Origin of the sequence: Methanothrix soehngenii GP6 (assembly GCF_000204415.1) — an archaeon.
Classification (GTDB): Archaea; Halobacteriota; Methanosarcinia; order Methanotrichales; family Methanotrichaceae; genus Methanothrix; species Methanothrix soehngenii.
The window spans coordinates 2252074-2277190 of sequence record NC_015416.1 but is presented as its reverse complement, the minus strand read 5'-3'; the positions used below and the strand labels follow the sequence as shown (position 1 = coordinate 2277190).

The 25117-nt window shown below is 53.2% G+C and carries 27 protein-coding genes; 16 read left to right on the top strand and 11 right to left on the bottom strand.

The genetic code is table 11. The features are described from left to right. Positions 1-11 precede the first annotated feature (11 nt). Together MCON_RS11320 and tgt are read right to left on the bottom strand one after the other, a co-directional pair. The gene (locus MCON_RS11320) at positions 12-740 is read right to left on the bottom strand and encodes a VUT family protein (RefSeq protein WP_013720100.1); all 729 of its coding nucleotides are present in this window, start codon (positions 738-740) and stop codon (positions 12-14) included. After that, entirely contained in the window at positions 722-2083 is a 1362-nt protein-coding gene (gene tgt / locus MCON_RS11315; RefSeq protein WP_157863797.1) for a tRNA guanosine(34) transglycosylase Tgt, read from the bottom strand. The genes MCON_RS11320 and tgt overlap by 19 nt, the downstream gene beginning before the upstream one ends. 123 nt (positions 2084-2206) lie before the next feature. Here tgt and MCON_RS16565 point away from each other — a divergent pair, with 123 nt between their 5' ends. Beyond that, positions 2207-2644 carry a COG4315 family predicted lipoprotein gene (locus MCON_RS16565; protein WP_013720098.1) on the top strand — a complete coding sequence of 146 codons (438 nt, stop codon included), beginning with the start codon at positions 2207-2209 and terminating at the stop codon, positions 2642-2644. A gap of 68 nt (positions 2645-2712) precedes the next feature. Here the strand turns inward: MCON_RS16565 and MCON_RS11305 are convergent, their stop codons facing one another. Genes MCON_RS11305 through MCON_RS11290 form a run of 4 tightly spaced genes read right to left on the bottom strand, consistent with a single transcriptional unit; the run spans position 2713 to position 5991 of the window. Then, on the bottom strand, positions 2713-3237 hold the full coding sequence (locus tag MCON_RS11305; RefSeq protein ID WP_013720097.1) for a ferritin: 525 nt from the start codon (positions 3235-3237) through the stop codon (positions 2713-2715). Between the two features lie 38 nt (positions 3238-3275). Next, positions 3276-3437: a rubredoxin gene (gene rd, locus MCON_RS11300; protein ID WP_013720096.1), complete on the bottom strand. Its 162-nt coding sequence runs from the start codon at positions 3435-3437 to the stop codon at positions 3276-3278. Between the two features lie 35 nt (positions 3438-3472). Further along, the gene (locus MCON_RS11295; protein WP_013720095.1) at positions 3473-4324 is read right to left on the bottom strand and encodes a 2-oxoacid:ferredoxin oxidoreductase subunit beta; all 852 of its coding nucleotides are present in this window, start codon (positions 4322-4324) and stop codon (positions 3473-3475) included. Continuing rightward, positions 4321-5991 (bottom strand): 2-oxoacid:acceptor oxidoreductase subunit alpha, encoded by a 1671-nt coding sequence (locus MCON_RS11290; RefSeq protein WP_013720094.1) that lies wholly within the window; start codon positions 5989-5991, stop codon positions 4321-4323. Before MCON_RS11290 ends, MCON_RS11295 begins: the two co-directional genes overlap by 4 nt. A 612-nt stretch (positions 5992-6603) precedes the next feature. Between MCON_RS11290 and MCON_RS11285 the strand changes: the two genes are divergently transcribed. After that, the gene (locus MCON_RS11285; RefSeq protein WP_157863796.1) at positions 6604-7119 is read left to right on the top strand and encodes a cytochrome b561 domain-containing protein; all 516 of its coding nucleotides are present in this window, start codon (positions 6604-6606) and stop codon (positions 7117-7119) included. 35 nt (positions 7120-7154) lie between these two features. Then, complete coding sequence (gene nifU / locus MCON_RS11280) at positions 7155-7607, top strand: Fe-S cluster assembly scaffold protein NifU (RefSeq protein ID WP_048133240.1); 453 nt, start codon at positions 7155-7157, stop codon at positions 7605-7607. Positions 7608-7698: 91 nt separating this feature from the next. Here the strand turns inward: nifU and argB are convergent, their stop codons facing one another. After that, complete coding sequence (gene argB / locus MCON_RS11275; RefSeq protein ID WP_013720091.1) at positions 7699-8574, bottom strand: acetylglutamate kinase; 876 nt, start codon at positions 8572-8574, stop codon at positions 7699-7701. A 29-nt stretch (positions 8575-8603) separates the two neighbouring features. Continuing rightward, positions 8604-10310 carry a sodium-extruding oxaloacetate decarboxylase subunit alpha gene (oadA, locus tag MCON_RS11270; RefSeq protein ID WP_013720090.1) on the bottom strand — a complete coding sequence of 569 codons (1707 nt, stop codon included), beginning with the start codon at positions 10308-10310 and terminating at the stop codon, positions 8604-8606. A gap of 579 nt (positions 10311-10889) precedes the next feature. On the opposite strand from oadA, the gene MCON_RS11265 reads away from it, so the two are divergent. The 7 genes from MCON_RS11265 (at position 10890) to MCON_RS11235 (ending at position 15286) form a co-directional block, all read left to right on the top strand. Then, the gene (locus MCON_RS11265) at positions 10890-11297 is read left to right on the top strand and encodes a DUF1699 family protein (protein WP_013720089.1); all 408 of its coding nucleotides are present in this window, start codon (positions 10890-10892) and stop codon (positions 11295-11297) included. 84 nt (positions 11298-11381) lie between these two features. Continuing rightward, positions 11382-12539 carry an FAD-dependent oxidoreductase gene (locus tag MCON_RS11260; RefSeq protein ID WP_013720088.1) on the top strand — a complete coding sequence of 386 codons (1158 nt, stop codon included), beginning with the start codon at positions 11382-11384 and terminating at the stop codon, positions 12537-12539. Between the two features lie 138 nt (positions 12540-12677). Next, positions 12678-13202, top strand: a complete 525-nt coding sequence (locus MCON_RS11255) for a hypothetical protein (RefSeq protein ID WP_013720087.1) — start codon at positions 12678-12680, stop codon at positions 13200-13202. A gap of 15 nt (positions 13203-13217) precedes the next feature. Further along, on the top strand, positions 13218-14072 hold the full coding sequence (locus tag MCON_RS11250) for a shikimate kinase (protein ID WP_048133238.1): 855 nt from the start codon (positions 13218-13220) through the stop codon (positions 14070-14072). After that, positions 14069-14353 (top strand): chorismate mutase, encoded by a 285-nt coding sequence (locus MCON_RS11245; RefSeq protein ID WP_013720085.1) that lies wholly within the window; start codon positions 14069-14071, stop codon positions 14351-14353. Before MCON_RS11250 ends, MCON_RS11245 begins: the two co-directional genes overlap by 4 nt. 65 nt (positions 14354-14418) lie before the next feature. Continuing rightward, positions 14419-14808: a 5-(carboxyamino)imidazole ribonucleotide mutase gene (locus MCON_RS11240; protein ID WP_013720084.1), complete on the top strand. Its 390-nt coding sequence runs from the start codon at positions 14419-14421 to the stop codon at positions 14806-14808. A 46-nt stretch (positions 14809-14854) separates the two neighbouring features. Next, entirely contained in the window at positions 14855-15286 is a 432-nt protein-coding gene (locus MCON_RS11235) for a universal stress protein (RefSeq protein WP_013720083.1), read from the top strand. A 253-nt stretch (positions 15287-15539) separates the two neighbouring features. Here MCON_RS11235 and MCON_RS11230 read toward each other — a convergent pair whose 3' ends face one another. Then, positions 15540-16592, bottom strand: a complete 1053-nt coding sequence (locus tag MCON_RS11230; protein WP_013720082.1) for a M42 family metallopeptidase — start codon at positions 16590-16592, stop codon at positions 15540-15542. Between the two features lie 58 nt (positions 16593-16650). On the opposite strand from MCON_RS11230, the gene MCON_RS11225 reads away from it, so the two are divergent. The 6 genes from MCON_RS11225 to MCON_RS11200 all read left to right on the top strand — a co-directional run bounded on the left by MCON_RS11225 (position 16651) and on the right by MCON_RS11200 (position 23510). Next, a complete protein-coding gene (locus tag MCON_RS11225) occupies positions 16651-17931 on the top strand; it encodes a hydroxymethylglutaryl-CoA reductase, degradative (RefSeq protein ID WP_342674285.1) in 1281 nt (426 codons plus the stop codon). Next, positions 17928-18746: a prephenate dehydratase gene (gene pheA, locus MCON_RS11220; RefSeq protein WP_013720080.1), complete on the top strand. Its 819-nt coding sequence runs from the start codon at positions 17928-17930 to the stop codon at positions 18744-18746. The genes MCON_RS11225 and pheA overlap by 4 nt, the downstream gene beginning before the upstream one ends. A gap of 275 nt (positions 18747-19021) precedes the next feature. Then, positions 19022-20275 carry an IS110 family RNA-guided transposase gene (locus tag MCON_RS11215; protein ID WP_013719824.1) on the top strand — a complete coding sequence of 418 codons (1254 nt, stop codon included), beginning with the start codon at positions 19022-19024 and terminating at the stop codon, positions 20273-20275. A gap of 116 nt (positions 20276-20391) precedes the next feature. Beyond that, positions 20392-22017, top strand: a complete 1626-nt coding sequence (locus tag MCON_RS11210; RefSeq protein ID WP_013720079.1) for a SagB/ThcOx family dehydrogenase — start codon at positions 20392-20394, stop codon at positions 22015-22017. Between the two features lie 125 nt (positions 22018-22142). Then, the gene (locus MCON_RS11205; protein WP_048132393.1) at positions 22143-22751 is read left to right on the top strand and encodes a hypothetical protein; all 609 of its coding nucleotides are present in this window, start codon (positions 22143-22145) and stop codon (positions 22749-22751) included. Between the two features lie 348 nt (positions 22752-23099). Then, a complete protein-coding gene (locus tag MCON_RS11200) occupies positions 23100-23510 on the top strand; it encodes a hypothetical protein (RefSeq protein WP_013720077.1) in 411 nt (136 codons plus the stop codon). A gap of 193 nt (positions 23511-23703) precedes the next feature. Here MCON_RS11200 and MCON_RS11195 read toward each other — a convergent pair whose 3' ends face one another. Both MCON_RS11195 and pyrI read right to left on the bottom strand, forming a co-directional pair. After that, the gene (locus MCON_RS11195; RefSeq protein ID WP_013720076.1) at positions 23704-24477 is read right to left on the bottom strand and encodes an FKBP-type peptidyl-prolyl cis-trans isomerase; all 774 of its coding nucleotides are present in this window, start codon (positions 24475-24477) and stop codon (positions 23704-23706) included. A gap of 126 nt (positions 24478-24603) precedes the next feature. Then, positions 24604-25107 carry an aspartate carbamoyltransferase regulatory subunit gene (pyrI, locus tag MCON_RS11190; protein WP_013720075.1) on the bottom strand — a complete coding sequence of 168 codons (504 nt, stop codon included), beginning with the start codon at positions 25105-25107 and terminating at the stop codon, positions 24604-24606. Positions 25108-25117 lie beyond the last annotated feature (10 nt).

Genomic DNA, 25117 nt, shown 5'->3' with positions numbered 1-25117 from the left:
TTTAAATCGCTTCAGCTCTCCTCATATATTGGCTTCTCGGGAACCAGGTAGATCGTCCAGAAGACCAAAAGAGTGATCGCTGCTTTGACGATAATATTGGTCCAGATCATCTGCACCAGCCCTTGAGTTCCCAAGATACCCATAAAGGCGATCACCGGAAAGAGAAGGCTATCTAAGGGTATGGAGACTGCATTGGAGGCGAAGACTCGCGTCCATTGGGGCCAGCTTTTGCGTGCTCCCTGGGTCCAGATACGATAGACCCTGGTGTCGATCAGCTCCGCCAGGAGTGCAGTGAGAATTGAGGCTAAGACGATTCTCATCTGCAGGGAGAGGACCGACTGCCACCCCTGACCAGAGCTGTCCAGGATCCCGAATAGAAATGTCCAGGCCGCCTGCCCACCGCTATTTGCCCAGTCCGTCTGGGCGGGCAGGAGGACCACGAACTGAAAATAGATGGCCGCAAGAAGATTAAAGCCCGCTGCCAGCCAGATGGTGGTTAAGGCCGCCCTCTCCCCCAGTTGCTTGTGGATCAGGTCCCTCCAGGTGAAGGTTAGAGAATAGATGAAACCGGCATCCATGACCAGGCTGCCGAAGCTTGTGACCTTGGTGGCGGCGATGTTTCCCGCCAGGGAAAAGAAGAGGTAAAAGCCGCAGAGGATTATGGTGGCCTGAGTCTTATCGAGCTTCAGCCGTCCCCATGCGATCAAAGATCCTTCCTTAGCTAAATCGCTTTTAGCCATCTGTCCCTGAGCTCCATGAAGCTGCCACATCTTATGCTTTCCCTTATACTCTCCATCAGCCGAAGCATGAAATGGAGGTTATGCAGGGTGGCCAGTCGGAAGTAGGAGAGCTCTCTTGATACGTATAAATGGCGGAGATAAGCTCGGGAATATGTGCAGCAGGTGGGGCAAGAGCAGGCAGGATCAACGGGCAGATCGTCCCCCTTGAACCTGGCGGACTTGATATTCAAGCGGAACTTGTTTTGCCGCGATCCACCGGACTGGGGCGATAGGAGAAGGCTTCCTCTGCGGGCGATCCTGGTGGGAGAGACGCAGTCGAAGGTATCAATCCCCCTGGCCACGCACTCGAAGATGTCATCAATCTCCCCGATCCCCAATAGGTGCCGCGGCCGGTCGTCCAGCCTGGGGATCGTCCAGTCCAAGACCTGATGCATATCCTGCTTGCTGTTCCCCAAAGATCCGCCGATGGCTATGCCGTCAAAGGGCTGGGAGACGATAAAGTCGGTGCTCGTCCGCCTCAGGTCCTCAAACCACCCTCCTTGGATGATTCCGTAGATGGCCTGGCTCTTATCATGATAGCGAATGGACTCTTCCGCCCAGTCATGAGTCCTGTACATGGCCTTTTTAGTATAATCGTAGTCTGACAGGGGGGAGGTGCACTCGTCAAAGGACATGATGATATCTGAGCCCAGGTTTGATTGAATCCTCATCGACCTTTCAGCATCCAGGAAATGCCAGGCCCCATCGGCCATGGACTTGAAAGAGATGCCCTGGTCTGTGATCTTTGTCAGGTTCTCCTTCCTGGCATTCTTCTGCCCCTTCCCGTCCGCCCTTTTGGATCCTTCTTTCGCTCCCCCTCCGTAGCTCTTCCTGTAGTTTGATCTGTAGATCTCGCTCTCCAATGGCTCCTCTTCGCACTGTTCATCGCCCTGCTGCTGGCAATCATTTCCCCCTGGAATAAGGTTCAGCTCCTGCGGGAAGATGTTGCCGATCTTGGCAATGTTATGCTCTCTTCCAAAGCCCAGGGAAAAGGCTTGAAAGCCGCCCGAGTCGGTGAAAAGGGGGCGGGAAAATCCCATGAACCTGTGCAATCCCCCCAGCCGCCGGATCAGCTCGTCTCCGGGCTTCAAGTGAAGGTGATAGGTGTTGGCCAGGGCACAGGAGACGCCCAGGGACACCAGGTCATCGGAGCCCAGAGCGCGCACGCTGCCCAGGGTGGCCACGGGAACCAGATAGGGAGTCTGGATGTCACCCCTTCGGGTTTTTATCAGCCCTGCTCGGGCATTGCTCACCTGATCCCGGTCCAGTACCTCAAAGGAAAATCCGCTCATCTCGGTCTGCATCCATGCAACTATGTCATTAATGGACTTTATGGCTCTTTTTGCCCTTTTTCTCCTCCGCTACTGAATCGGATCATGGGCAAACTTATTTAACAGGATGCATTAAGGTCTGGGGAGGTGTTAAACATGTCAAAGAGCCGAATGGTTTTATTCATGCTGCTGTGTATATCTCTTCTCTCCATCAATGCCTTGGCAGATGATGAGAACTTCAGTGTGAACATCTCCGCGAGCAAGTTCCTGGGAAGCTATCTGGTGAACGAGACGGGATTTGCCCTTTACTACTACCAAAATGATAGCAGTCTCGATGGAATGAGCACCTGTAATGATGATTGTGCAAAGATGTGGATGCCCTTTTATGTCGAGGATCTGACCCTGCCTGAGAGCCTCAATCCATCCAACTTCGCCACCATCGAGCGAGCTGATGGTTCTAAGCAGACGACCTTCAAGAGCTGGCCATTGTACCTCTATTCCCGGGACAGTTCACCAGGAGATGCTCGCGGGAATGGCCTGGAGGATGATCAGTGGCGCGTCATCGATCCGGCCAATCAGCCCGAGCTCATCTGAAGAGCAAAAAATTGGTGATTAAGCTCTAAATAGCGATTTAAGGCCCCAAACAGAGGCCTCATACCCTTTTATGATGGAAACATCTGGAACCCGCGGGGGAATTTGAAGCCTCTCTTGCCCAGCTCCTCATCCGCTGCCCGGAGGGCTTTTGGATCGTTTCCGGCAGCCAGCACCCTCTTCAGAACACCGTCCGAGGACTCCTCCTCTTCCACCTGCTCGTCCACATACCACTGCAAGAATTTCCGTGTCATTGCGTCCGATTCGCTCTCGGCCACTGCCACCAGATCATGAATCATCCTGGTCACCGCCCGCTCGTGCTCCCAGACGTGAGCAAATGCCTGCTGGGGCGACTCCCAGCTATGCTGTGGCGCCTCCACGGCGAGCATCTTCGCCTTCTCGCCGGAAGCGGCAACATAGTCCAGCAATTTCATGGTGTGGACCAGCTCTTCTCCTGCCTGAACCCTCATCCAGCTGGCAAACCCCCTGAATCCGATGGATTCAAAGTAGTAGGACATGGAAAGATACAGATAGGAGGAGTATAACTCCCGATTTGCCTGATAATTGAGGGCTTCATTCATCCTTTCGCTGAGCATAGTGATCTCCAAGCAGACAAAGCAGCAGATTCTGAGCTTTACTCCACCTTATTGAACAATTCCTTTCCCACGCCGCACTCCGGACAGGTCCAGTCATCCGGCAAATCCTCGAAAGCCGTCCCTGGTGCTATGCCGGATGCCGAATCCCCTTTCTCTGGATCGTAGATATATCCACAGACAGTGCATACGTATTTGTCCATTTCTGTCTCACCACTCCTTCGTTTTTGCCTTCTTGCTAGATGAAACTTTCCAGCTTGGATCCGATCTTATCCCCTCTCGCCAAGAGCGGCTTCGTCTGGCTGTAGGCCTGATCGAATCGCGGTGCGTCAATCTGATAGAACTTGCCCAGGGGTATGGGCGACTCGGAGTCGTCATAGCTCCAGCGGCGTATGATCTCCTGGGCCTGGTCAAAGCTGGCGGCATCGTTTCCTTCCACGGAATAGGTTCTCCTGTTATAGCTCTCATACATATTGAAGTAAGAGACGCAGACCTGTAAGACATCCACAAATGAGAAGCCTTTGTGCAGTATCGCCTCTTTAAAGAGGGTCTGAAGCTGCTCAATCCCGTGAGAGTAGCCCCGGGCGATGAAGGTGGCGCCGGCAGAGAGCATAAGGTCCAGAGGGTTCAGGGGTCGCTCAATGGATCCCTCAGGAGTGGACTTGCCCCGGAATCCGGTTGGTGAGGTGGGCGTGTACTGGCCGGTGGTCAGGCCGTAGACCCGGTTGTCATGCAAGATCAGGGTTATGTCGATGTTCCTCTTGGCGGCGAAGATCAGATGGTCCATACCCTCAGCCAGGCTGTCGCCGTCTCCAGAGAAGCAGATCACATTCAGATCGGGGTTGGCCAGCTTTATGCCTGTGGCGACGGGAATGGTCCGGCCGTGGATGGAGTAGAAGCTGTTCACATCCAGATAGTCCACGATCTTGCCGTGGCAGCCGATGCCCGAAACCAGGACGGTGTTCTCTACTGGGAATCCCTCCTCGTCCATTCGGGCGAGGACCGCTTTTATTGCATTCAGAATGGAGAAGTTACCGCAGCCGGGACACCAGGTATTGCGGGCAGTGGTGGATAGGTCCTGAGGCTTCATGCTTCCCTCCTTTCCAGCTCGATTTCAAGATCGTTCAGGGAAAAAGGCCGGCCGTCGTATTTCAGGATTCGATCATCGACATCGATGCCATACTGGCGGCATAGAGTTGCCAGCTGGCCTGTGGCATTGCATTCCACAGCGATCAGCCTCTCCACACCCCTGAGGGCATCCTTTAGCCTATTCTCAGGGAATGGCCAGAGAACCAACACCTGAACTGCCCTCAGTCCCAGACTATCGGCGGCCTCTTTGCATACCCCCTTGTTCGAGCCCCAAAACAAGAGGCAGGTCCTGCTCCTCTCATCACCTAAGAGCTTCACAGTCTCGTATCCCTCCAATTCCCTGGCCAGGGATTGAGCCTTGAGCACTCTTTTGTCGCTCATCTCCCTTGTTATCTGAGGGTCCTCAGTGGTTATGCCTGTGGCATCGTGCGCATAGCTGTCCGCCTTTATCACCTGCCCCCTCTGAGGAGGATAGGCCAGTGGAGAGACGCCGGTATCGGAGTGGCGGTAGCGATGGTAGTCACCCTGCTCATTCCATAGCTGTGCCGGTCGAGCAGTCTCTGCCTTTCCTGTAAGCCCGAGGTCAAGGCTATACTGGCTCTCGCTGACGATCTTATCCGAGAGGATAAACGCGGGAATCTGATATTTCCAGGCCAGGTTCAAGGCTGCAGCAGACCAGAGATATGCATCCTCTGCGTCACCCGGGGCGATCACCAACCTGGGAAACTCCCCCTGGCCGGCATTGATTACAAAATGCAGGTCGCCCTGTGCGGTATAAGTGGGAAGGCCGGTTGAGGGCCCGGTCCTCTGAGCCACGACGATGGCCAGGGGGATCTCAGCCATCCCCGCCAGGCTGAGGGCCTCGGTCATGAGACAGAATCCTCCTCCTGAGGTCCCCACCGCCGCCCGGACACCGGCATAGGCGAATCCCTCTGCCATGAGGATCACGGCGATCTCGCTCTCCGGATGGACGACCTTCAGGCCGAACTCCTCCGCCGAATTGGCCATGAAGTCAAGAATGGCCGAGGATGGGGTCATGGGATAGGCCACATAGGCCTCAAGACCTGCCCTGATCAGGCCCAGGCTGATGGCCTGGTTGCCGGTGATGATGGGCTCAGGACTGTTGTCCAGCCATGCGATGCGGCAGAACTCCGAGGCCTGGTCATATCCCCGGCGGGCGACCTTGAGGTTCAGTTCCAGCTTCTTTGGGATATGCTTTTTCAAGACCTCTTCCAGCACCGTCCATTCGATGCCTACCGCATGACAAAAGGCACCCAGAATGCAGCTGTTCTTCATAACTGAAGGGGCCCCCTCCTCTTTCAGGATGCCGGTGACGGAAATGCCGCAGCTCTTCTCGGCTATGCCCTCTCCCATTACGTTATCTGCATCGAAAATGAAAATTGAGCCCTCCTTGAGGCGGCCGGAATGTCTATCCACGGTATCCTGATTGAGGGCGATGAGCAGGTCTATCTCATCTCTGCAGACGCCGATCCTCTCGGATGAGGCTCTGACCATCGAGAAGTTGTGCCCGCCTTTGATCAGAGAGGGATAGTCGTAGTACATGAATATGCGATAGCCCAGGCGGTTCATGAGCCGGGCGGCAGTCAGACCCGCCTCGTTTATGCCGTCACCGGCGATGCCGCCTATGAGGATAGAGAAGTCTTCCATCAAATCACCCTGTGCAATTCAATGCAAATAATTTGTCTTTATCTTTGATTGTATAAAGCCCCTCGCATTGGTGCTATCATATAACATATTGAAGAATTCTTCTCTGTTTAACTTGTAGGATTGCGAAGGACGAAGCGGGAAGTCCCCATCCTTCAGGGTGGATCTCCCGGACTGCGAGTCCGGGGGAGTTGCGACGAAGTCGCAACAGGATGAAAGCGGAGTCCTTTGCCCCAATTACATTTGTCCGCGCAGAACAACTATATATCTCATCGTTCCCTCCACTTAACTAAGATATGATTCCATGCAGGCTTCAAGTGCTACTTGGATGATCGATCACTTCTCCCTCGGGGAGATTTTGAATTCGCCAGACGATTCCACAGAGTAGGGAGGGAACACCCCGAACCTGTCCGATGAGATCTGAACCTCTGCATTGCGAATCTGATGCAAGTTTGGGCCAATGAAACGAAAACCGAAAATTCCCGCGAAACGCGCCCCGATGCCAGAGGGCTATGACGGCGTAAAAGCGAAGAAGCAGCAGGGAAGCCCCGGCCTTTAGGCCGTGGGAGGAGTTCACGTAGCATATCCTTCATAGTGATCCGCAAGGTGGCAGTCATGAACAGCAAAGGCATCTTTTTCCGATTATCCTGGCTGGCGATTGCATTGCTGGCAGCGTCTTCCTCACTCATAGCCGCCTCGGCAAATGAGCTCGAGCCCATCGAGGATAAGATCTTGATCCTCTTTCCTTACCATGCCCTCCTGGTGTTATCCGGCCTTCTCTTCCTAATAGCGGGAATGGTCTGTGCTAGGTACCTGAAAGGGAAGAGATGGTGGTTGAAGGCTCATAGGACCCTGGGGATCGCCGGAGCCGCATTGACCCTTTCCGGGATTACCGTCGCCATCTATATGGTCTCAGCAAGCGCGGGATTGCAGCCCCCAGGAGGACCTCATGCCTATCTCGGCATCATCGTCTCCTTAATGGTGATCTTAACTCCCGTTCTGGGTTTCATCCAGCTGAAGAAAAGGGATAAAAGGCTGCAGACAATTCATAGATGGTCCGGCCGGATGACCATAGCTCTTATGATCATCAATGCCTACCTAGGCTGGATGATGATCCAATCATTCCAATAAAATAAAATTTTGTGATGGCGAAAGGTGATAGATGGATGGCACAGATAGGCTACAATGAGACAGTTATGGATCACTTCATGAACCCCAGGAACGTGGGGGTGATCGAGAATCCTGACGGCTACGGCAAAGTGGGAAATCCCGTCTGTGGGGATCTCATGGAGATCTTCATCAACGTCAAGGACGACCGGATCGACGATATCAAGTTCAGGACCTTTGGCTGCGGCTCGGCCATAGCCGTCTCCAGTATGGTCACGGAGATGGCAAAGGGTAAGATCTTGGACGAGGCGATCAAGATCACCCGCGATGATGTAGCCGGTGAGCTTGGCGGGCTGCCCCCGCAAAAGCTGCATTGCTCAAACCTGGGGGCCGATGCCCTGCGCGCTGCTATCAAAGACTACTGGGTGAAGATCGGCAAGATCAGCCCCCAGGAGGCTGCGGTGGAAGAAGAGGTCCAAGAGGGAGATCATTGCGATACCGATGAGGGTTGATTGCATAAAATGAGTCCCGGGCAGGAGGGACGCCGAAAGCGTCATCCTGCCATCCTGAAGATGCCCAGATCTATTGTTATAGCAGCACAATTCAGCTTCTGCTGATCATCGTACCGATTCCTTCTGTGGTGAGCAGCTCCAACAGGATGGCATGGTGCTTTCTGCCATCGATTATATGGGCTTTCTCCACTCCACTCCGCACCACCGATACACATGCCTCCACCTTGGGGATCATTCCCCCCTTGATTATGCCCTCGGCCACCAGCCGGCCGAAGTCCGAAGCAGGGAACTCGGAGATGACGCTCGCCGGATCATCCGGATTCATGCGCACTCCTTCCACATCGGTGATGGAGAAGAACTTCTTCGCCCTCATGGCTATAGCTACTGCTCCCGCAGCGGTGTCGGCATTGACATTGAAGTTATTTCCCTGATCATCGGTGGCAATGGGGGATATAACCGGGATGTAGCCCTTTCCTGCCATGATCATCAGGATCTCCGGGTCCACCTTCTCCACGTCTCCCACAAATCCCAGGTCCACAGGCTCCTTTCCCTCCACCATCTGCAGAGCTTTCTTCTTGGCCTTCAGGAACATGCCGTCCTGGCCGGATAGGCCTATGCCCTTGCCCCCATGCTTGCCGATGAGGTTGACAAGCTCTGCATTGATGTGACCAAGCAAGACCATGCGGGCAATGCTCAGGGTCTCCCGATCGGTCACCCGCAGGCCGCCTACGAACTCCGCCTTCTTGCCGAACTTCTCCATGGCCTGGGATATCTCCGGGCCGCCCCCATGAACGATGATGGGATGGATGCCGATATAGCGCAGGAGCACCACATCCTGAATGAAGTCCTCCAGCACTGCGGTGTCGGACATGATAGAGCCGCCGATCTTGAAGACCATGATGGAATCATAGAACTCCCGAATGTAAGGCAGAGCCTCAATGAGCACCTGTTCTCTCTTAACTGTCAATATTCATTCCTCTCGGATTTAGGGTTCCTCTACTCAATGGATATCAAGACATCGCCGGGAGCGACTGTAGTCCCTTCTTTGACATAGATCTCTCTTATCTTGCCATCCTTATTGGCCAGGATATTCTGCTCCATCTTCATCGCTTCCAGGACTGCTACTGGATCCCCTTTGGCCACCCGGTCGCCCTTCTTGACCTTATAGCGGATGACCACGCCCTGCATGGGAACGGTCACCCCATCAGTGGGAGCCTTGGGCTGGGCTTCTTGAATGGTCATGCCCGCTGGAGCCACCTTGACCAGATAGGCCTCGCCATCGATCTCGACATTGAGGGCCAGGGGCTCGGCTTTTAGGGAAGCTCCCAGATCCGATGCCATATCTTTTTTAACCAGGGATTCCTCTGTGGCTGCTCCCTTGAGGAACTTCAGGGCCACCTGGGGATAGAGGGCGTATGTGAGGTAATCCTCCTCCTTCTTGGCGAGGCCGAGGGCGTCAACTGCTTTCTTTGCCTCCTCATATTCGGGGGGCAATAGGTCTGCAGGCCGTACGGTGACTGCGTCCTCATCGCACAGGACCTTGATCCTGACCTTGGGGTCGATCATGGCGGGCGACTTTCCATACAGGCCTTTGACGTAATCCTTGACCTCTTTGGGAACCATCTTGTAGCGGTCGCCTGTGACCACATTCAGGACCGCCTGGGTGGTCACTATCTGGCTGGTGGGTGTGACCAGGGGAGGATATCCCAGATCCTTGCGAACCTTTGGCACCTCTGCCAGCACCTCCTCGTACTTGTCCATGGCCTTCTGCTCATTCAGCTGGCTGACCAGGTTGGAGAGCATGCCCCCCGGAATCTGATAGACCAGGACATTGGTGTCCACCCTGGAGGCGATGGCATTGAATACCGGGGCATAGATCTCCATGATCCGTTCGAAGTATCTTTTGATCTCAGTCAAGAGCTCTAGATCCAGGCCGGTGTCATAAGGGGTTCCCTTCAGAGCTGCCACCAGGCTCTCTGTAGCCGGCTGTGAGCTGCCGCCGGAGAGAGGAGACATGGCAGTATCCAGGATATCTACTCCTGCCTGGCAACCATGGAAGTAGCTCATCTGAGCCATGCCGCTGGTGCAGTGGGTGTGCAGGTTCACCGGGAGGTTGACCTCCTTTTTTATGGCCCGGATGAGGTCATAGGCATTCTTGGGGGTGATCAGGCCGCCCATATCTTTGATGCAGATGGAGTCGCAGCCAAGCTCTGCCAGCTGGACGGCGAACTGGGCAAATTGCTCATTGCTATGCACGGGGCTGATGGTGTAGCTTATTCCGGCCTGGACATGCTTGTCCATCTTCTTGGCAGCCTTGATCGATCGCTCCATATTTCTTATATCATTGACCGCATCGAAAATCCTGAAAATATCGACCCCGTTCTCGGCTGCTCGCTTCACAAATCTGTCCACTAAATCGTCTGCATAATGCCTGTAGCCCACCAGGTTCTGCCCGCGAAGCAGCATCTGCATAGGGGTGTTAGGCATGGCCTTCTTAAGAGCTCTCAACCTCTCCCAGGGATCCTCATTCAGATAGCGAATGCAGCTATCGAAGGTAGCTCCCCCCCAAACCTCCAGAGAGAAGAAGCCGACCTGGTCCATCTGCTCTGCTATGGGTAGCATGTCCCTGGTCCTCATTCTGGTGGCCAGCAGAGACTGATGAGCATCTCTAAAAACCGTTTCTGTAAGCATTACCCTGCCCATAAAGATCACCTCTTATTTGGTCCCTCTTTAAAATCCCTTCGCCTAATGAATATTGTATCAAGAGCTTCCATCGATCAAGCTGCCATGGATCAAGCGCTTGCATCGATCTGGGATATCATGAGTCAACTGTCGCGAGCCCCTCCATTTTAGCCTGGCGGTGGTATTCCTCTCCTGAGAATCGCGATGCATTTTTTTTTAGCTGTAATGTGTTAAAAAATCTCATTAGATGACTAATTTCCACCAACTCTGCACATTTGCATAATATTTCTTAAAAGTTATTGCATAGAAGCTTTTTTTTTGGGAATTGAATCAGAAAAGCCTCTAATATGCTGGCTGAACTTATCGCAAAGCGAATCAATGGCACTTGCGAAAGGTTTTATTAGCAATCAACTCAGGAGCTTGGGACTATTTGCCTGGAGCGATGCGAACGCAAATGCTTCTTTCTCTCTCTTTCAAAAGAACAGATGAACTAAATTTTTGCCGCTATTAAGTTATCTTGTGCTCGATTTGTACGGAAGTGTACAGCGGAAGTATCTATTAATAATACTACTGCCCTTTAAGGGTTGGAGCTGATTAGAGATGAGACTTAGAGTTGTAAGTGCTAGAAACGAGATATCAAACCTTAATCCAAATGAGAAGACGGTTCATCTGGCATTCAGGGCCAGCAATGTAGATTTTCTCAACTTGATGCAGAGATGCCCAAGGCTAAGAATGATTCAAGTACCACCCTCCTACCGTAAGACCATGTCCAACGCTATCCAGGTGTTCCTCGATATGCAGGGCATAGAGCTATTAGAGGGCGATGTTTGGGGCCACAGAAAGGATCTGGATGAGTACTTCACCGTGGATGATACCACTATCGATGAGATCCGCTCCCTTGCAGCCAGTGGGGCCAGCATGGACGAGGTGGCAAACCAGATTCAGAAAAAGGCCAGGCTCGGTCCAGAGCTGATCAAGTATATCGCCCGGACAAAGATCACCGCCTGATTCTGGCCCAGCCAGATATCAGGTTTGGCTTTGCCTTCTATTTCTGGGAAAGGTTCATCTCATCTGAATATATGATCTATTTTTGTGAACTGCGATGTACTGGTAGTGGGCGCCTCATCTGCTGGTATGATGGCGGCCATATCCGCTGCGGAGGGTGGGGCCAGCGTTATGCTGCTGGACAGAAACCTCGGCCGCCTGCACCATGATGCCAACACCCTCTTCGAGGGAATGGCGGCAGTCTCTGGAATCGAGATCAAGGACTGTCTGCTGAAAAAGGAGCTAGAGGGCATGCGCATTCTCAGCCCCTCGGGCAGGGGGGTCACCATTCCTGCCAAAGGCTACTTCATAGACCGGGATGCCTTTGACCGCCACTATCTCCATCTGGCAGAGAAGGCAGGAGTCGCCCTTCTCTCCGGTGAGGTCCGGAGCCTCCACCTGGAAGGCAATGGAAGGACGGTCGGCCTGAAGGGAGTCCAGATTCATGCGCGAGTGGTGATAGATGCCTCTGGGGTCCAGTCCGGCCTCTCGGAGAAGGCAGGCCTCAAGCCCATGCGCCACCCAGAGGATATAGCCTGGGCAATGGAAGCAGATATAGAATACCCCTATCTGGGCGAGGAGATGTTCTTCCAGTACTGGGTGGGAAGCATGGCACCGGGCTGGAAGGCCACATTCTCGCCCGCCGGAGGTGATCGGGCTACAATAGGGGTGTTCGTGCGCGGCCACGGCCAAAATGTGCAGCCATTCTTCGATAGATTCAGCAGGCTCTTCAAGGCCCAAAAGGCTTCCCAGTACAAAAATATCGACCGGATGAAGGTACTATCTGTCAGGAGGGGAGGCGATCCCATATGCGTCATGCCAGGAGAGATGGTGGCCGACTCCCTGATGGTCGCTGGCGGCGCAGCCGGCCAGAGCGGCCTGGCCTACAGCATGCGAGCCGGCACCATCTGCGGCATAGTGGCGGGGGAAGCCGTCTTGAAGGATGATGTATCTCATCGCTCGCTCTTTGAATATGTGCGGCGGTGGAAGCGGGAGTTCTACTGGCAGTACCGCATGGGCCGGTCATCTCTTCAGACCCTCGGCCAGATGAAGGATGAAGAGATAGAAAGGCTGATTTGCGGCCTCTCTGGAAAGGGGCTCGTCTCCAAAGGACCCTTCTTCAAAAAAGCGCTCTATGCCGGGGCGCTCGTCACAATGATACGCCCTCAGACCCCCTATGACCTGCTTGTGAACCTCATACGATAGTGGTTTTTGCCCTTCTGGATAAATGGGCACTGGGCCGATGGATTGGAGGGCCGCCGAACCTCTGAGATTGTATACTCAAAATGGAGATGGCAGTATCCTTGGAAAAGTCCATTTAGCAAAAGATCGAAAAGGTCAGTTATGATCGAGCTGTCAAGCGACCCCTATGTTCTGAAGACCAGGAACACTCCTCTGACCGAGGCGGACTTCAGGATTCACCTTAACATAAACTGGTGTCGCGGAGTCCTTTTCAACGTGGTGGCATTGAAAAACTCAATCGCTGTAGTGGAGTATGATGCTATTCTATGGTCGGAAGACTCCATAATGTTCATTGAGTACAAGGATTCGCCCGCCGCCTATAAGGATCTCTCTTCCCGAAGGGTCCAGCAGATGAACAGCTTCGCCAAGAACATCGCCCGTGGCCTGGGATTCAAGAGCTTTAATTTCGTGGTGGTGGTAAAGGGTCTGGAGGAATCGACGAGCAAGGGTGGAGTGGTGGTCATGCCCCTGGTTGAGCTGGGAAGCTACCCGCCGAACTTCGTCTCATCAATCGCCGAACTGGAGTATCTTGATAAGATGATTGCCAAGTACTCACGGGCGGGTGAGGTGCAGTTTGCTTTGGATCTGGAAAAGCTCAGGAAGATCTTCGAGATAGAGCAGGCCTGAGGATTGGATCTGATGATGAAAATGAAAGGATACGGATGGTCGAACGGTGCTGCCTCCATTATAAATGCCGTGGCAACCTGGAAGGGCTCGGCCTTTGCCATCGAGCTTGTAACCCGGGCCGTGGTTGAGCTGGACCACTCTTCTGGAATCAAGGGAGAGGTCCCAGGGGTGGATACCCGCTTGATTGAGCGCTGTGTGGAGAGGGTCTTGGACCATCTGGGCCTTGAATACGGGGGTCGGGTGAGAACATCCAGCGAGATTCCCATAGCTAGCGGCCTTAAGAGCAGCAGCGCAGCCGCCAATGCCGTCATCCTGGCAACACTTGATGCACTTGACGTGGATATGGATCTGGTGAGTGCTGCCAAGATCGGGGTTGAGGCGGCAAGGGAGGTTGGAGTCACCATAACCGGCGCCCTGGATGACGCTCTCGCCTCGATGCTCGGCGGGGTGGTGGTCACAGACAATCGCGAAATGTCCCTCCTTCGCAGGGATGAGCTCAACTGCAGTGTTATGCTTCTGGTTCCCGATCAGAGGATCTTCTCCCGGGATACTGATATCTCTCGATCCAGGATCATTGCTCCGATGGCGGATCTGGCCTTCGATCTGGCCATGCAAGCCGACTATGGCCGGGCTATGACCCTGAATGGGCTGGCCTATTGCGCCGCTTTGGGCCTTTCGTCTGAACCCCTGATCCTGGCGCTGGAGAAGGGGGCACGGGGCACAAGCCTCTCGGGGACCGGGCCCTCTTATGCTGCTCTGATCGATGAGAGCAAGATGGATGGGCTTGAAGAGTCCTGGAGGGCATTGGGCGGAAGAGTGATAAGAACGAAAGCAAATAACAGGTGCGCATCCAGGGGGCAAGGATTTTGACGGATCTAAATAAATACAGGAGTGATATCGAGGAGGTCGACCAAACCATCATAGAGCTCATCGATAAACGAATAGGAATCACCAAAAGGATCTTCGAGGTCAAGAGGAGAGAGGGAAAGCCGATCCGCGATCCTGAGCAGGAAGGCCGAGTCTTGAGACGGGCGATGGACCTGGCCACGGAGAAGAATCTGGATGCTGGTGCCGTAAAAAATATCTACGAGATTCTGATCCGTATGAGCACCCAAAAGCAGCAAGAGCTTCAGGGCGAGAATCAGAGCTGAGCTCTCGATGAAACCCTTGATGTGATGGAAGGATTTTTGGCCAAAATTGATCTCTTGGAGCAGCCATGGTTGATATTGCTGTTATTTCGGGGTCCAAATCAGATCAGCTGATTGTGGACAGGATTTTGGGCAGGCTGAAGGATGAGGGCGTCTCCTTTGAGCATCGAGTGCTTTCCGCACACAGAAATCCCAAAGAGCTGGAGGGGTATGTATCTGGAACCGACGCCCACGTCTTCATCGCCGTTGCCGGCCTCTCTGCTGCCCTGCCGGGAGTCATCGCCTCCCAGACTCATCGCCCAGTGATAGGGGTTCCAGTTAGCGCGAAGCTGGGTGGCCTGGATTCATTGCTCTCCATTGTTCAGATGCCTCCAGGCGTTCCAGTGGCATGTGTTGGCATCGACAATGGTGAGAATGCGGCGTTGCTGGCTATTAGAATTCTGGAATCTGGAAGATAGCTATTTATACAATGTCCGTGAGATAACGGCTCAAAGGTGGGATAGGATGTACAAGCGGATTTTGATCGCCACAGATGGCTCAGAGAAATCTAAAGCAGCCGCTAAGGAGGGCATGGAGCTCGCAAAGGCGCTGGGAGCACAGGTCATAGCGCTCAATGTTGTCAACGAAGTCGTTATTGCAAGCGCCGTTCGCCAACTTGGATCAGATAGAAAGGATGTCGAGGCCAGGCTGAAGGCTGCAGGAGAGAAGGCAGTAGAAGAGCTCAAATCCATGGGTGCCTCTGCCGGCGTAAATATCGACACCGTGGTGAGAATCGGCGCACCCGCAACAGCAATCATAGATACCGCAGGGGCAGAGAAAGCCGATCTGATCGTCGTGGGAAGCCACGGGGAGTCCGGTGCCACTAAGCTATTGATCGGAAGCGTTGCACAGAAGGTTCTTTATTGGGCCACGATTCCTGTCCTGGTAGTGAGATGATCTGAATGGAAGCTCTAGTATTGGGAACTCCCTTGCTCTATGCCTCCTTTGCCATTGTATTCGTGGTGGGTGTAGTCCTGGGCTACTTTGTGATTAGCTTGATCGGCTCAAGCTGAAAGGTCGAGGAAGGTCACCGGATCACTCCGGTGAAAACTTTTTCTTTTTCATATTTAATTAAAAGGTGCTATCTTTTGAAACTGCAGAATAAAGCGAGCAGAATAAAAAAGAGTTGAGCCGATTTGACGGCAACGCCTCATTCTTTGAAATATCTGGACGCCGTCTCCAGGCTTCTGGCCATAAGATCTGCTGCCCGTTCTATATCATTTAAATTCAGCACCTCTACTGGCGAGTGGATATAGCGCGTGGCGACGCTGATCACGCCGGTGGGAATCCCGGATCGAGTTAGGTAAATGGAGGTGGCATCAGTCGTCCCGCCGTCCGAGGCCTCGAGCTGCACCGGAATCTCAAACTCCTTGGCCGTCCCCACCAGCCACTCAATCACCTGCGGAGTAGCGATCAACCCTCTTCCCGAGCCGTCGGCCACGACCAGTACCGGGCCTTTGCCCATCTCTATGGGCGCATCCTTCTTCTCAATCCCCGGATGGTCTCCGGGTATGGTCACATCTGAGGCGATGGCGATATCCGGGTCCAGGCCGAAAGCGGCGACCTTTGCTCCCTTCAATCCCACCTCCTCCTGCACTGCGGCCACTGCATAGATGGTTGATTTTGATTTGGTCCTCTTAAGAGCCTCGATCATAATAACCAGGCCGGCGCGGTTGTCGAAGGCCTTGCCAGTTACAGTGTCTCCATGCATCGGTACGAACTCTCGATCTATGGATATTGGCGTGCCCGGCAGGATTCCCAGCTCCTCTACCTCTGCCTGGTTTGAGCAGCCGATATCGATGAACATATCTCTGGCCTCTACCACCTTCTTTCTGTCCTCATCCTTCATAACATGAGGAGGCTTTGAGCCGATCACGCCCACCACCGGGCCGGAGCTGGTATGGATGATGACTCTCTGATTTAGCAGGGTCTGGTCAAACCAGCCGCCAATGCGAATGAAGCGGATGAAACCCTTCTCATCAATCTGTTTTACCATCAGACCGATCTCGTCCGCATGGGCATCGATCATAATCGATGGGCGGTCTCCCTTTTTCGTGGCAATGAGATTGCCAAGCTTGTCCACTCTCACCTCATCTACATAAGGAGAGATCTCTTCCCGTACGATCTTCTGCACCGACCCTTCCCATCCGGATATGCCGTGGGCGTTGCTCAGCTTTTCCAGCAATGATTTGATGTCGCTCATTAAACCCACTCGTGATTATGGGAATAAAGTTTTTCCCTTCTCAGTGTCATCCAGATATCTGATAACGATGACCTCCAGAATACCAGGATTCTACAAGCTTCCTCCAAATGAGAGGCTCAAGGCTGTGGCAGAGCAAGTGGCAGTTGGATCAGAGGAGATCTCTCAGGTTGAGAGGGGTCTGGTCCTTGATCAGGCTGAGAAGATGGTGGAGAATGTGATCGGAATGTTCCAGGTGCCCTTGGGCATAGCCACCAACTTTGTAATCGATGGCCAGGAGGTCCTCATACCAATGGCCACTGAGGAGCCCTCGGTGATCGCCGCCGCGAGCAACGGCGCCCGCATGGCCCGAGGAGGGGGGGGTTTTTTAACCTCCAGCACCGGGCCGGTTATGCGCGCCCAGATCCAGGCCACGGGAATTGATGATCCCTTTGCCGCCCGCCAGGCCATCCTCCTCCACAAGGATGAGCTGATGGCGATGGCAAATGAGTTGGATCCCATGCTCGTCAAGTACGGTGGCGGGGTTAAGGACATCGAGGTTTATGTCATCGACTCCCGGCTGGGGCCAATGGTCGTCACCCATCTCATAGTCGACTGCCGGGATGCCATGGGGGCGAACGCGGTCAACACCATGGCCGAGGCTCTGGCCCCCAGGATAGAGCAAATAGCTGGGGGCCGGGTCTATCTCAGGATCATCTCCAATCTGGCTGATCTTCGTTTAGCCAGGGCTAAAGCGGTATTCAGGGCGGAGGATATCGGCGGCCCGGAGGTGGTGGACGGCATCATCCTGGCAGCAGAGCTGGCGGTGGTCGATCCCTATCGAGCGGCAACCCACAATAAGGGAATCATGAACGGGGTGACGGCAGTGGTTTTAGCCACAGGAAACGATACCCGGGCAGTGGAGGCAGGAGCTCATTCCTATGCCTCCCGAACTGGCCGCTACATGTCTTTAACCAGGTATGAGAGGAACAGGGATGGCGATTTAGTGGGAACGATTGAGCTTCCTGTTGCGGTGGGACTGGTGGGAGGCGCGACCCGGGTCCATCCAGTGGCGAAGACTGCAGTGAAGATCCTTGCGGTGAAAAGCGCAGATGACCTCTCCCGCAAAATCGCTGCGGTGGGCCTCTGCCAGAACTTTGCAGCCCTCAGGGCCCTGGCCTCAGAGGGAATTCAGAGGGGGCATATGTCTTTGCATGCCCGCAATGTGGCCGTCCAGGCGGGAGCGAAGTGCGACCTCATCGAGCTGGTTGCTGCCCGCATGGCTGCGGAGCGGAGGATCAATGTGGACCGGGCGGCTGAGCTGATACGGGAGCTGGAGGATCGTGGGCAGGAGGGAGTTTGAAGACTAGGATCGGAGTCCTCGGCCCTGAGGGGACCTACTCAGAGAAGGCGGCTTTAATCTGGTCAGAGGGCATGCCCTCCACAGTCCTAGTCTATTTCAAGGACTTTGATGGAGTCTTGCAGGCGGTGGAAGAAGGCGAGCTGGACTATGGAATCGTCCCTTTGGAGAACAGCCTGGAGGGTGCGGTGACGGTGGTCAATGATCTTCTTCTGCGCTTGAATGTGGTGATCGTGGGGGAGGTTAACGTTCCCGTTAGGCACTGCCTGGTGGGCCAGGGAGAGAGCGAGATAAAGATCATTCTCTCACATCCCCAGGCTCTGGCTCAGTGCCGCCAGTTCATAAGGGAGCACTATCCAGGAGCGGAGACCAGGACCACGGGATCGACCAGCCATGCCGCCCGCCTGGCCCAGGAATTTGGGGAGATGGCGGCAATTGCCGACGCAGGCGCAGCAGAAAGGTATGGCCTGCGCGTCCTGGCCAGAGATGTCCAGGACGTGAGGGAAAACGTCACCCGATTCATAGTAGCAGGGCGGCAGATCCCCGGGGCCACGGGCAAGGATAAAACCTCGCTCGTCATCCATCTGGCTAAGGACAGGCCGGGGGCACTTTATTCCATATTGCAGGAGTTCGCCCAACGCAGCATAAACCTGACCAGAATCGAGTCCAGGCCCAGCCGTCGAGGTCTGGGAGACTACTACTTCTATATCGACCTGGAAGGGCATCAGGATAACAGCGTGGTTTTGGACGCCCTGGAAAAAATTAGGGAAAAAGCGGGAATGGTCAAGGTTCTGGGGTCCTATCCCCGGGACAGCTGATTAGGATAGTTCAAAATTGCAGCCCTAGTGGTATATACGGGAATAAACCACAAAGAGCCCATGATCCTCAGGCGGGGATCATGCCCAAAGCATGAAAAACCCATAGAGCCATAGGCAAGGCTGATATGGGCAGTGAAGGTTGATCTGTGACCTGAGACATGATCTCGACACAAAGACAACCATGATCTCGTGGATGCCCAAATGCGTCTTTGAACGCGTATGTGAAGTTGCACGCACGAGTGATCATCATCTGCCCATATCAGGCAAGTGAGACGATGGACTCAGATAAGGAAATAGTTTGCGGAGCAGATATCCACAAGGATTTTCTTATTGCTACAATGATATCCCGAAGTGGATTGAAGCTCCAAGAACGTTTTAATATGAACCAAGATGGCCTCTTGGCATTCAGATCCTGGATAATAAACCACAGATGCCAGAGGCTGGCTGTAGAATCCACGGGAGGTTTTTGGTATCCTATCTTCACCATTCTAGAAGGTCATGTCGAATTTATCCTGGCCAATGCATATCAGATCCGGAATATTGAGCACAAGAAAACCGATAAACTTGATTCGGAACGAATCGCGATATATTGTCTCAATAATCTCATCACGCCCTCCAGAATCTATCCAAAAGACTACCGAGATCTAAGAAGCATAACTCGTGCTCGTGAGACACTGGTCAATGCAAGGTCCAAAATCAAGAACCAGATTCATCAATCACTTTCGACCTGCTGCATCAAGCTCTCCTCAGTCATATCCGACTCTTTTGGCAAATCTGGAAGATATATCATTGATAGGCTTCTGGAAGGAAAGACGATCGATCAGATCATATCTGGAATACCTTCGAAGAGGATTCGGAAAAAGGAGGACGAACTCAGAGAAGCCATCAAGAATGGATTAGATCCCGTTCAGGTATTTTTGATCAAGGCAAATCTTGATGTCATAGATGATATTAGCAAGAAGATAAAAATTCTGGAAGCTGAGATCGCCGAAAAAGTCAAACCCTTCGAGGATGATTTGAAAATTATTTTGTCTGTTCCAGGTGTTGGATTCATTTCGGCAGCTACCATTATTGCAGAAATGGGAGATTACAGGGACTTTCCGAGTGCGGATAAGATGGCAAAGTACTTCGGTATTGTGCCTTCGGTCTACCAATCGGCAGGGAAGCTGCGAACTGGGAAGATCACTAAGACGGGATCTAAGCATATGCGAAGGATCTTGGTGGAAGTTGCAAAAGCCATATCCAGGACCAAGAAGAATTCAAGGTTAATGAGATTCTTCCAGAGGATATTGGCGAGGTGCGGAAAGAAGAATATTGCAACCGTTGCGCTCGCCAGAAAAGTGCTCTGCATCATCTATCATTTGCTTATGAATCACGAGAATTATCAAGAACCAGAGGTCACGAAAACCAAACCAAAAATTCCCAGCTCTGTTTCGCCCATAAGAATGATGGATATCGACGAGATGATAAAGATCATCAGTCAGGCAGGATACTTGGTGGAGAAAGATTTGAAGGAGGGATGCGGATGATCCGCAGCATCTTGTTTTTTTAAGTTTTTCATGTGGAGTCACAGAGCGCACGGAGGACGACAACCCAAGGGGGGCTTTTCAAGATTGAATGGAGGGATAATTCTACGTCCGGCGCATTGGAACGGATCATAGCTTATCATCAGCAGACCAAGCACCAGCCCAATCGAATGGCACGCGGCCCGGGGAGGATGGACTGGTCAAATCAGCCAGATCCCTTCCGCAGCTATGAGGGATCAAAGCGATTGGCTCTTGATCGCCTGGGATTCGAAGGGATGACTGGAAAGCTCAGGCCATCTCCTCTTACAAGCGAAAACCTCTCTCGATTCTTCTTCGAAAGCCTTGCCCTCTCCGGCAGGAAAGCAGTTGCGGGCGCAGAATGGACGTTAAGGGTCAATCCATCCAGCGGCAACCTCCATCCCACGGAATGCTATCTTTTGGCTGGAGGGGGGGAGGAACTGGATCTCTCTCCAGGCGTTTATCACTATCAGCCGAAGGATCATTCCCTGGAGCTTTTGGCTGGCATAAGAGAGGAGAGCTGGCAGTCTCTTCACCTTCCCTCGGGCACCATTTTGCTCATCCTCACCACCATCTACTGGCGTGAGTCCTGGAAGTATGGAGCGAGGGCTTTTCGCTACTGCATGCTGGATCTGGGGCATGCTCTGGCTGCGGCTGGCGAGGCGGCATGTTGCCTGGGCTGGACGCTGTCCCTGCAGGAGGAGTTGGGCACGGACGACCTGGCCAGGATTCTATGGAATGAGCCGGATAAAATGACGGATGGCCCCACAGGAAAAGAGCGACCCGATGTGATGCTAGCCTTATTCAGCGATGGTAGGGTCCACAGAATAGATGAGTGCCTGATCTCCGGGATAGAGACTGAGCCTCTATCCCTTCGACCCAATATCCTGAGCCCAAGCATCGTTCCCTGGCAGGAGATCGATATGGTAAGCGAGGCAGCGAAAAAGCTCACCACCCCTGATATCTTCTCGCGATCTGATGTCAAGGCAGAAGAGATAGCGCGGTTTTCATTAAAAGATAACTCAGATCCATCAAAAGAAACAACTGGCTATGCATCTGAACATGCAATCAGGGAATACTGCCACCTATTTCGCAGGCGGCGCAGCGCGCAGGCCATGGACGGGAGGGCCACGATGCCACTGGATAGTTTTCATGCCATCCTGAAGGCGACGATGCCCGAGCGGGCAAAGCCCGGCCTGCCCTGGAGGCTACAGGTCAATCCGGTGCTCTTCGTCCACCGGGTGGAGGAGATGGACCGGGGGCTGTACATCTTCTTGCGAGATGAAAGGGCAAAAGAGGATCTGCGAGGAGCGATGGATCCGGACTTTTTCTGGGAGAGGCCATCGCGCACGCCACCGGGCCTGGAGCTCTACCAGCTGGCCCAGGGCGACGCCCGTCTGGCAGCCAAAGAGTCGTCCTGTGGGCAGGGTATTGCATCGGACGGATGCTTTGCCGTCGCTATGATATCCCGGTTTGAAGATCCTATTGGGGAATATGGTCCCTGGTTTTATTCCCGGCTCTACTGGGAATGCGGCATGATCGGCCAGGCACTCTACCTGTCAAGCGAGGCAACGGGCTACAGGGGTTGCGGCATAGGCTGCTTTTTCGATGATATGGTTCACCGCATGCTGGGCCTGTTCGATTTAGGGTACCAGGACCTCTACCACTTCACCGTAGGCCGGGCGCTCACCGATCCCAGGCTGATCGATCTGCCCGCTTACGGCTGATCGACCTTCCTTCTTTGGCCGGATCGATCAGCTGGCGGGATGATGGCTGACTGCAGTATCCAGGGCCAGACGCATCTGCCTGCTACCAAAAGGATAAAATGGGTCCCAGGAGAATTGGCCTTTTAATGATGATGGCGGCACGAGCGATGCATGAGAAAGGAAAGCTATTCACTCTAACCCTTCTTATGGTGTTGGAACTGGCCTCTTTGGCCTCTGCAGCTCATGAATCCGGGCCGGTAGGGCCCTACAATGTCTCTTTTGATATGAACACCACTGAGGACTACATCGTGGTGGTTGAAGCACCCACTCAGGGCGTTACATCAGATGGGATCAATTTCACCCGATACAATCTGACTGTAGACGGCAGCGATCACTTCATCTTCCTCATTCTCACCAGATATGATGTGCCCATGCTCGCCAATACTACTGCCAATGCGTATATCGTCTGGGACGCCCTCATAAATGCAGGAGCTGACGAGCCGGCCATCTATCAGCCTTTGATCGATGGAAAGCCAGGGGTGCTGGGCAACTTTAGGTTCGAGAGGCAGAATCTGGGCGGGGGGCAGTATGAGGAGGGCGATCTGATCGTCGCGGCCAGCTACTCTCCCGATGGCAAAGAGTATGAGGACGGGATCTACAGGGGAAATACCGACTGCCGGGTCATATCCACCTTCCCCTGGGAGGTTATAAGGGATATGCTGAACACCCTGCATATAGAAGTGCCTGATCAATGACCGGCGCGCACAATGAATGACAGGGTTACTACTGATCTGATTTTTTATGGATCTTCGCGAGGAAGATTACTGGTCGATTGATATCGAAAAGGCTACGCCTCCATCGGAGAAGAGCATTAACGCCCTGTCAGGATATCATGACCGCTGAGGGGTGCCATGCCGATTGATATCGTTTATGTGCCAGCAAGTTTTAGAGCGGCAACACTATTTTTTTTAATTCCAGATTGCCCCCTCCTGCCTCCGAAATGGATTAATTCAGCATCAAGAGGTTCATGGAGGATTCATATAGAAGCTAGGTGATATCTACATAAAAACCACCTTTTAATATTTGGCTAGGGAACAAGGTGCATGGAGGAATCAGAAATAAAAGCAATCAAGTTGATATTGGCAGTGCTCGCATTGGGACTCTTAGTTGCCGTAGGGGCAGCCTTCGAGGATTACGGCGGATCTCATCACCACGGAGGCCCGTCTGATGGTTATCATGACTTCGGCGGATTCTACGACTGGCTCAGCCCAGGTGCATATTACTACAGCTATAGCTATTATCCGACCTATACCTACTACCCAACCTATTACTATCCGACCTACTATTACCCGACCTACACTCCCGTCTATACATATACTGCCCCTGTGGTCTACGATCCTGTGGTCTATGATCCCTGGTGGGCAGCAAATGTCTACGGGCTGGGCGCTACCACATACTACTACACGAACAGCTGGTCCTGGTCGTCATATCGCAGCGGATTCTACTTCCGCTGAAGCATGAATAGCATATAGAATATCCGATGAAAGATCAAAGGGCGCTGGCATTAGATGGCGGGCCCGGCTGAATATGCAGCCCGGGCCTCTCCATGCAATACGATACAAACCAACGGATGCAATGCCTTCGAAGCCCTATAATCAAAAAGTAAAAGAAAAAAAGATTTTATAATTTTATTTATATCTTGGTCTTTTAGACCGCCGCATCACCAGAGACCGAACTCTCCTCTGCTGTCTTTGATTCCATATCCTGGGGCCCCTCAGATCCGCTCTCTTTTCCTGGAGGGGATATGAGCTCAGCCCGGACCTTCTCTCCCGTGTGCTTCTCGATATAGTGCACCTCTTTCATGCCCAGATGCTGGATTATCATCTCAGCCAGACCGCGGCGGATCATAACCCATTCCTTATAATAGTTCAGCTCCCAGGGTACGGTGATCACCGCTACCTCATCCTTTATCTCCGCTTCAAGATCCACCCGGCCAAAGGTCTTGATAAGGGCTTTCAGCCTCTCGGTCTGATCCTCAACCGTTTCCCTTATGGTGTACTCGTAGACTACAGTCTTTCCTGCCAGAGGATGGTTGAAGTCTATGCTCACTTTTCTGCCGATCACCCTGGTAACCGTACCCGTCCGGTTATCCATGCCCACCCGCATTCCGGGAACTGGCCTTTCTTCCTTGAACCTGTTCAACGGCACTAGTTCTATATTTTTGGGATCATGCAGGCCGAAGGCATTCTCGGGATCCATTTCCACCCTTCCAGAGTAGCCTATCTCTTTTCCGACCAGATCGCTCTCAAAGCCTTTTACCAGCTGGCCTGCTCCCACCACCACCAGATGTGGGCCGTACTGGATCTCCTCGCTGAAAATTCCCTTTTCCTCTGCCAGATCCTTAACGGTGGTGGCTATTGCCTGGCCATCAACGAACTCTGTATAGTCAATTCTGATGAAATCGCCATTTTTAACCGTCATTTCTTACTCCATCCTGATATTACTGGAACTTTATTCTCAACCTGGGCCGTCAATTTGCGACGATCCTATCTTATACTTTCGCATCCCCTATGGCTTGGGCGGTCGGTTCTCCATCCGGCCGCCCCACTAGATCAAGTATTCTGCAATCCCATTTGCAAGGGGCTGCTCGCAGTAAAGGCAGCGGAGCAATACCGGATTTTTTACTTTGACCAGCATTCGGGATTTTATCGGCTCATGAGTATTGGATATGCAGTTGGGATTCTGGCAGCGCACCACGCCCACGATCTCATCGGGCAGGTCCACCGGTCGCTTCTCTATCACCCTGCAGTTACGAATGATATTGATGGAGGCAGCAGGAGCTATCAGTGCGATCCGGTTCAGCTCCTCCTCTCGCAGCTCCCGGTCCTCGACCTTGACTATATCCTTCTTGCCCAGCTTCTTGCTCTCCACATTCATCACCACGGAAACAGTAGCTCCTGTGGTACCGGATATGCCCAGGATCTTGAGGACGTTCAGCGCCTGACCACCGGCAATGTGATCGATGACCGTTCCATTATTGATGGGCTTGACCCGGAGCCCTCCGGGCTCTTCTTTATTTTTATCGATTTTTTCGTTATTTTTATCTGTCATCGCGGAAAAA

Coding starts and splice junctions, on each gene's coding strand:
- MCON_RS11320 (WP_013720100.1), bottom strand. CDS start 740: ATGGCTAAAAGCGATTTAGCTAAGGAAGGATCTTTGATCGCATGGGGA.
- tgt (WP_157863797.1), bottom strand. CDS start 2,083: ATGCAGACCGAGATGAGCGGATTTTCCTTTGAGGTACTGGACCGGGAT.
- MCON_RS16565 (WP_013720098.1), top strand. CDS start 2,207: ATGTCAAAGAGCCGAATGGTTTTATTCATGCTGCTGTGTATATCTCTT.
- MCON_RS11305 (WP_013720097.1), bottom strand. CDS start 3,237: ATGCTCAGCGAAAGGATGAATGAAGCCCTCAATTATCAGGCAAATCGG.
- rd (WP_013720096.1), bottom strand. CDS start 3,437: ATGGACAAATACGTATGCACTGTCTGTGGATATATCTACGATCCAGAG.
- MCON_RS11295 (WP_013720095.1), bottom strand. CDS start 4,324: ATGAAGCCTCAGGACCTATCCACCACTGCCCGCAATACCTGGTGTCCC.
- MCON_RS11290 (WP_013720094.1), bottom strand. CDS start 5,991: ATGGAAGACTTCTCTATCCTCATAGGCGGCATCGCCGGTGACGGCATA.
- MCON_RS11285 (WP_157863796.1), top strand. CDS start 6,604: ATGAACAGCAAAGGCATCTTTTTCCGATTATCCTGGCTGGCGATTGCA.
- nifU (WP_048133240.1), top strand. CDS start 7,155: ATGGCACAGATAGGCTACAATGAGACAGTTATGGATCACTTCATGAAC.
- oadA (WP_013720090.1), bottom strand. CDS start 10,310: ATGGGCAGGGTAATGCTTACAGAAACGGTTTTTAGAGATGCTCATCAG.
- MCON_RS11265 (WP_013720089.1), top strand. CDS start 10,890: ATGAGACTTAGAGTTGTAAGTGCTAGAAACGAGATATCAAACCTTAAT.
- MCON_RS11255 (WP_013720087.1), top strand. CDS start 12,678: ATGATCGAGCTGTCAAGCGACCCCTATGTTCTGAAGACCAGGAACACT.
- MCON_RS11250 (WP_048133238.1), top strand. CDS start 13,218: ATGAAAATGAAAGGATACGGATGGTCGAACGGTGCTGCCTCCATTATA.
- MCON_RS11240 (WP_013720084.1), top strand. CDS start 14,419: ATGGTTGATATTGCTGTTATTTCGGGGTCCAAATCAGATCAGCTGATT.
- MCON_RS11235 (WP_013720083.1), top strand. CDS start 14,855: ATGTACAAGCGGATTTTGATCGCCACAGATGGCTCAGAGAAATCTAAA.
- MCON_RS11230 (WP_013720082.1), bottom strand. CDS start 16,592: ATGAGCGACATCAAATCATTGCTGGAAAAGCTGAGCAACGCCCACGGC.
- MCON_RS11215 (WP_013719824.1), top strand. CDS start 19,022: ATGGACTCAGATAAGGAAATAGTTTGCGGAGCAGATATCCACAAGGAT.
- MCON_RS11205 (WP_048132393.1), top strand. CDS start 22,143: ATGATGATGGCGGCACGAGCGATGCATGAGAAAGGAAAGCTATTCACT.
- MCON_RS11200 (WP_013720077.1), top strand. CDS start 23,100: ATGGAGGAATCAGAAATAAAAGCAATCAAGTTGATATTGGCAGTGCTC.
- MCON_RS11195 (WP_013720076.1), bottom strand. CDS start 24,477: ATGACGGTTAAAAATGGCGATTTCATCAGAATTGACTATACAGAGTTC.
- pyrI (WP_013720075.1), bottom strand. CDS start 25,107: ATGACAGATAAAAATAACGAAAAAATCGATAAAAATAAAGAAGAGCCC.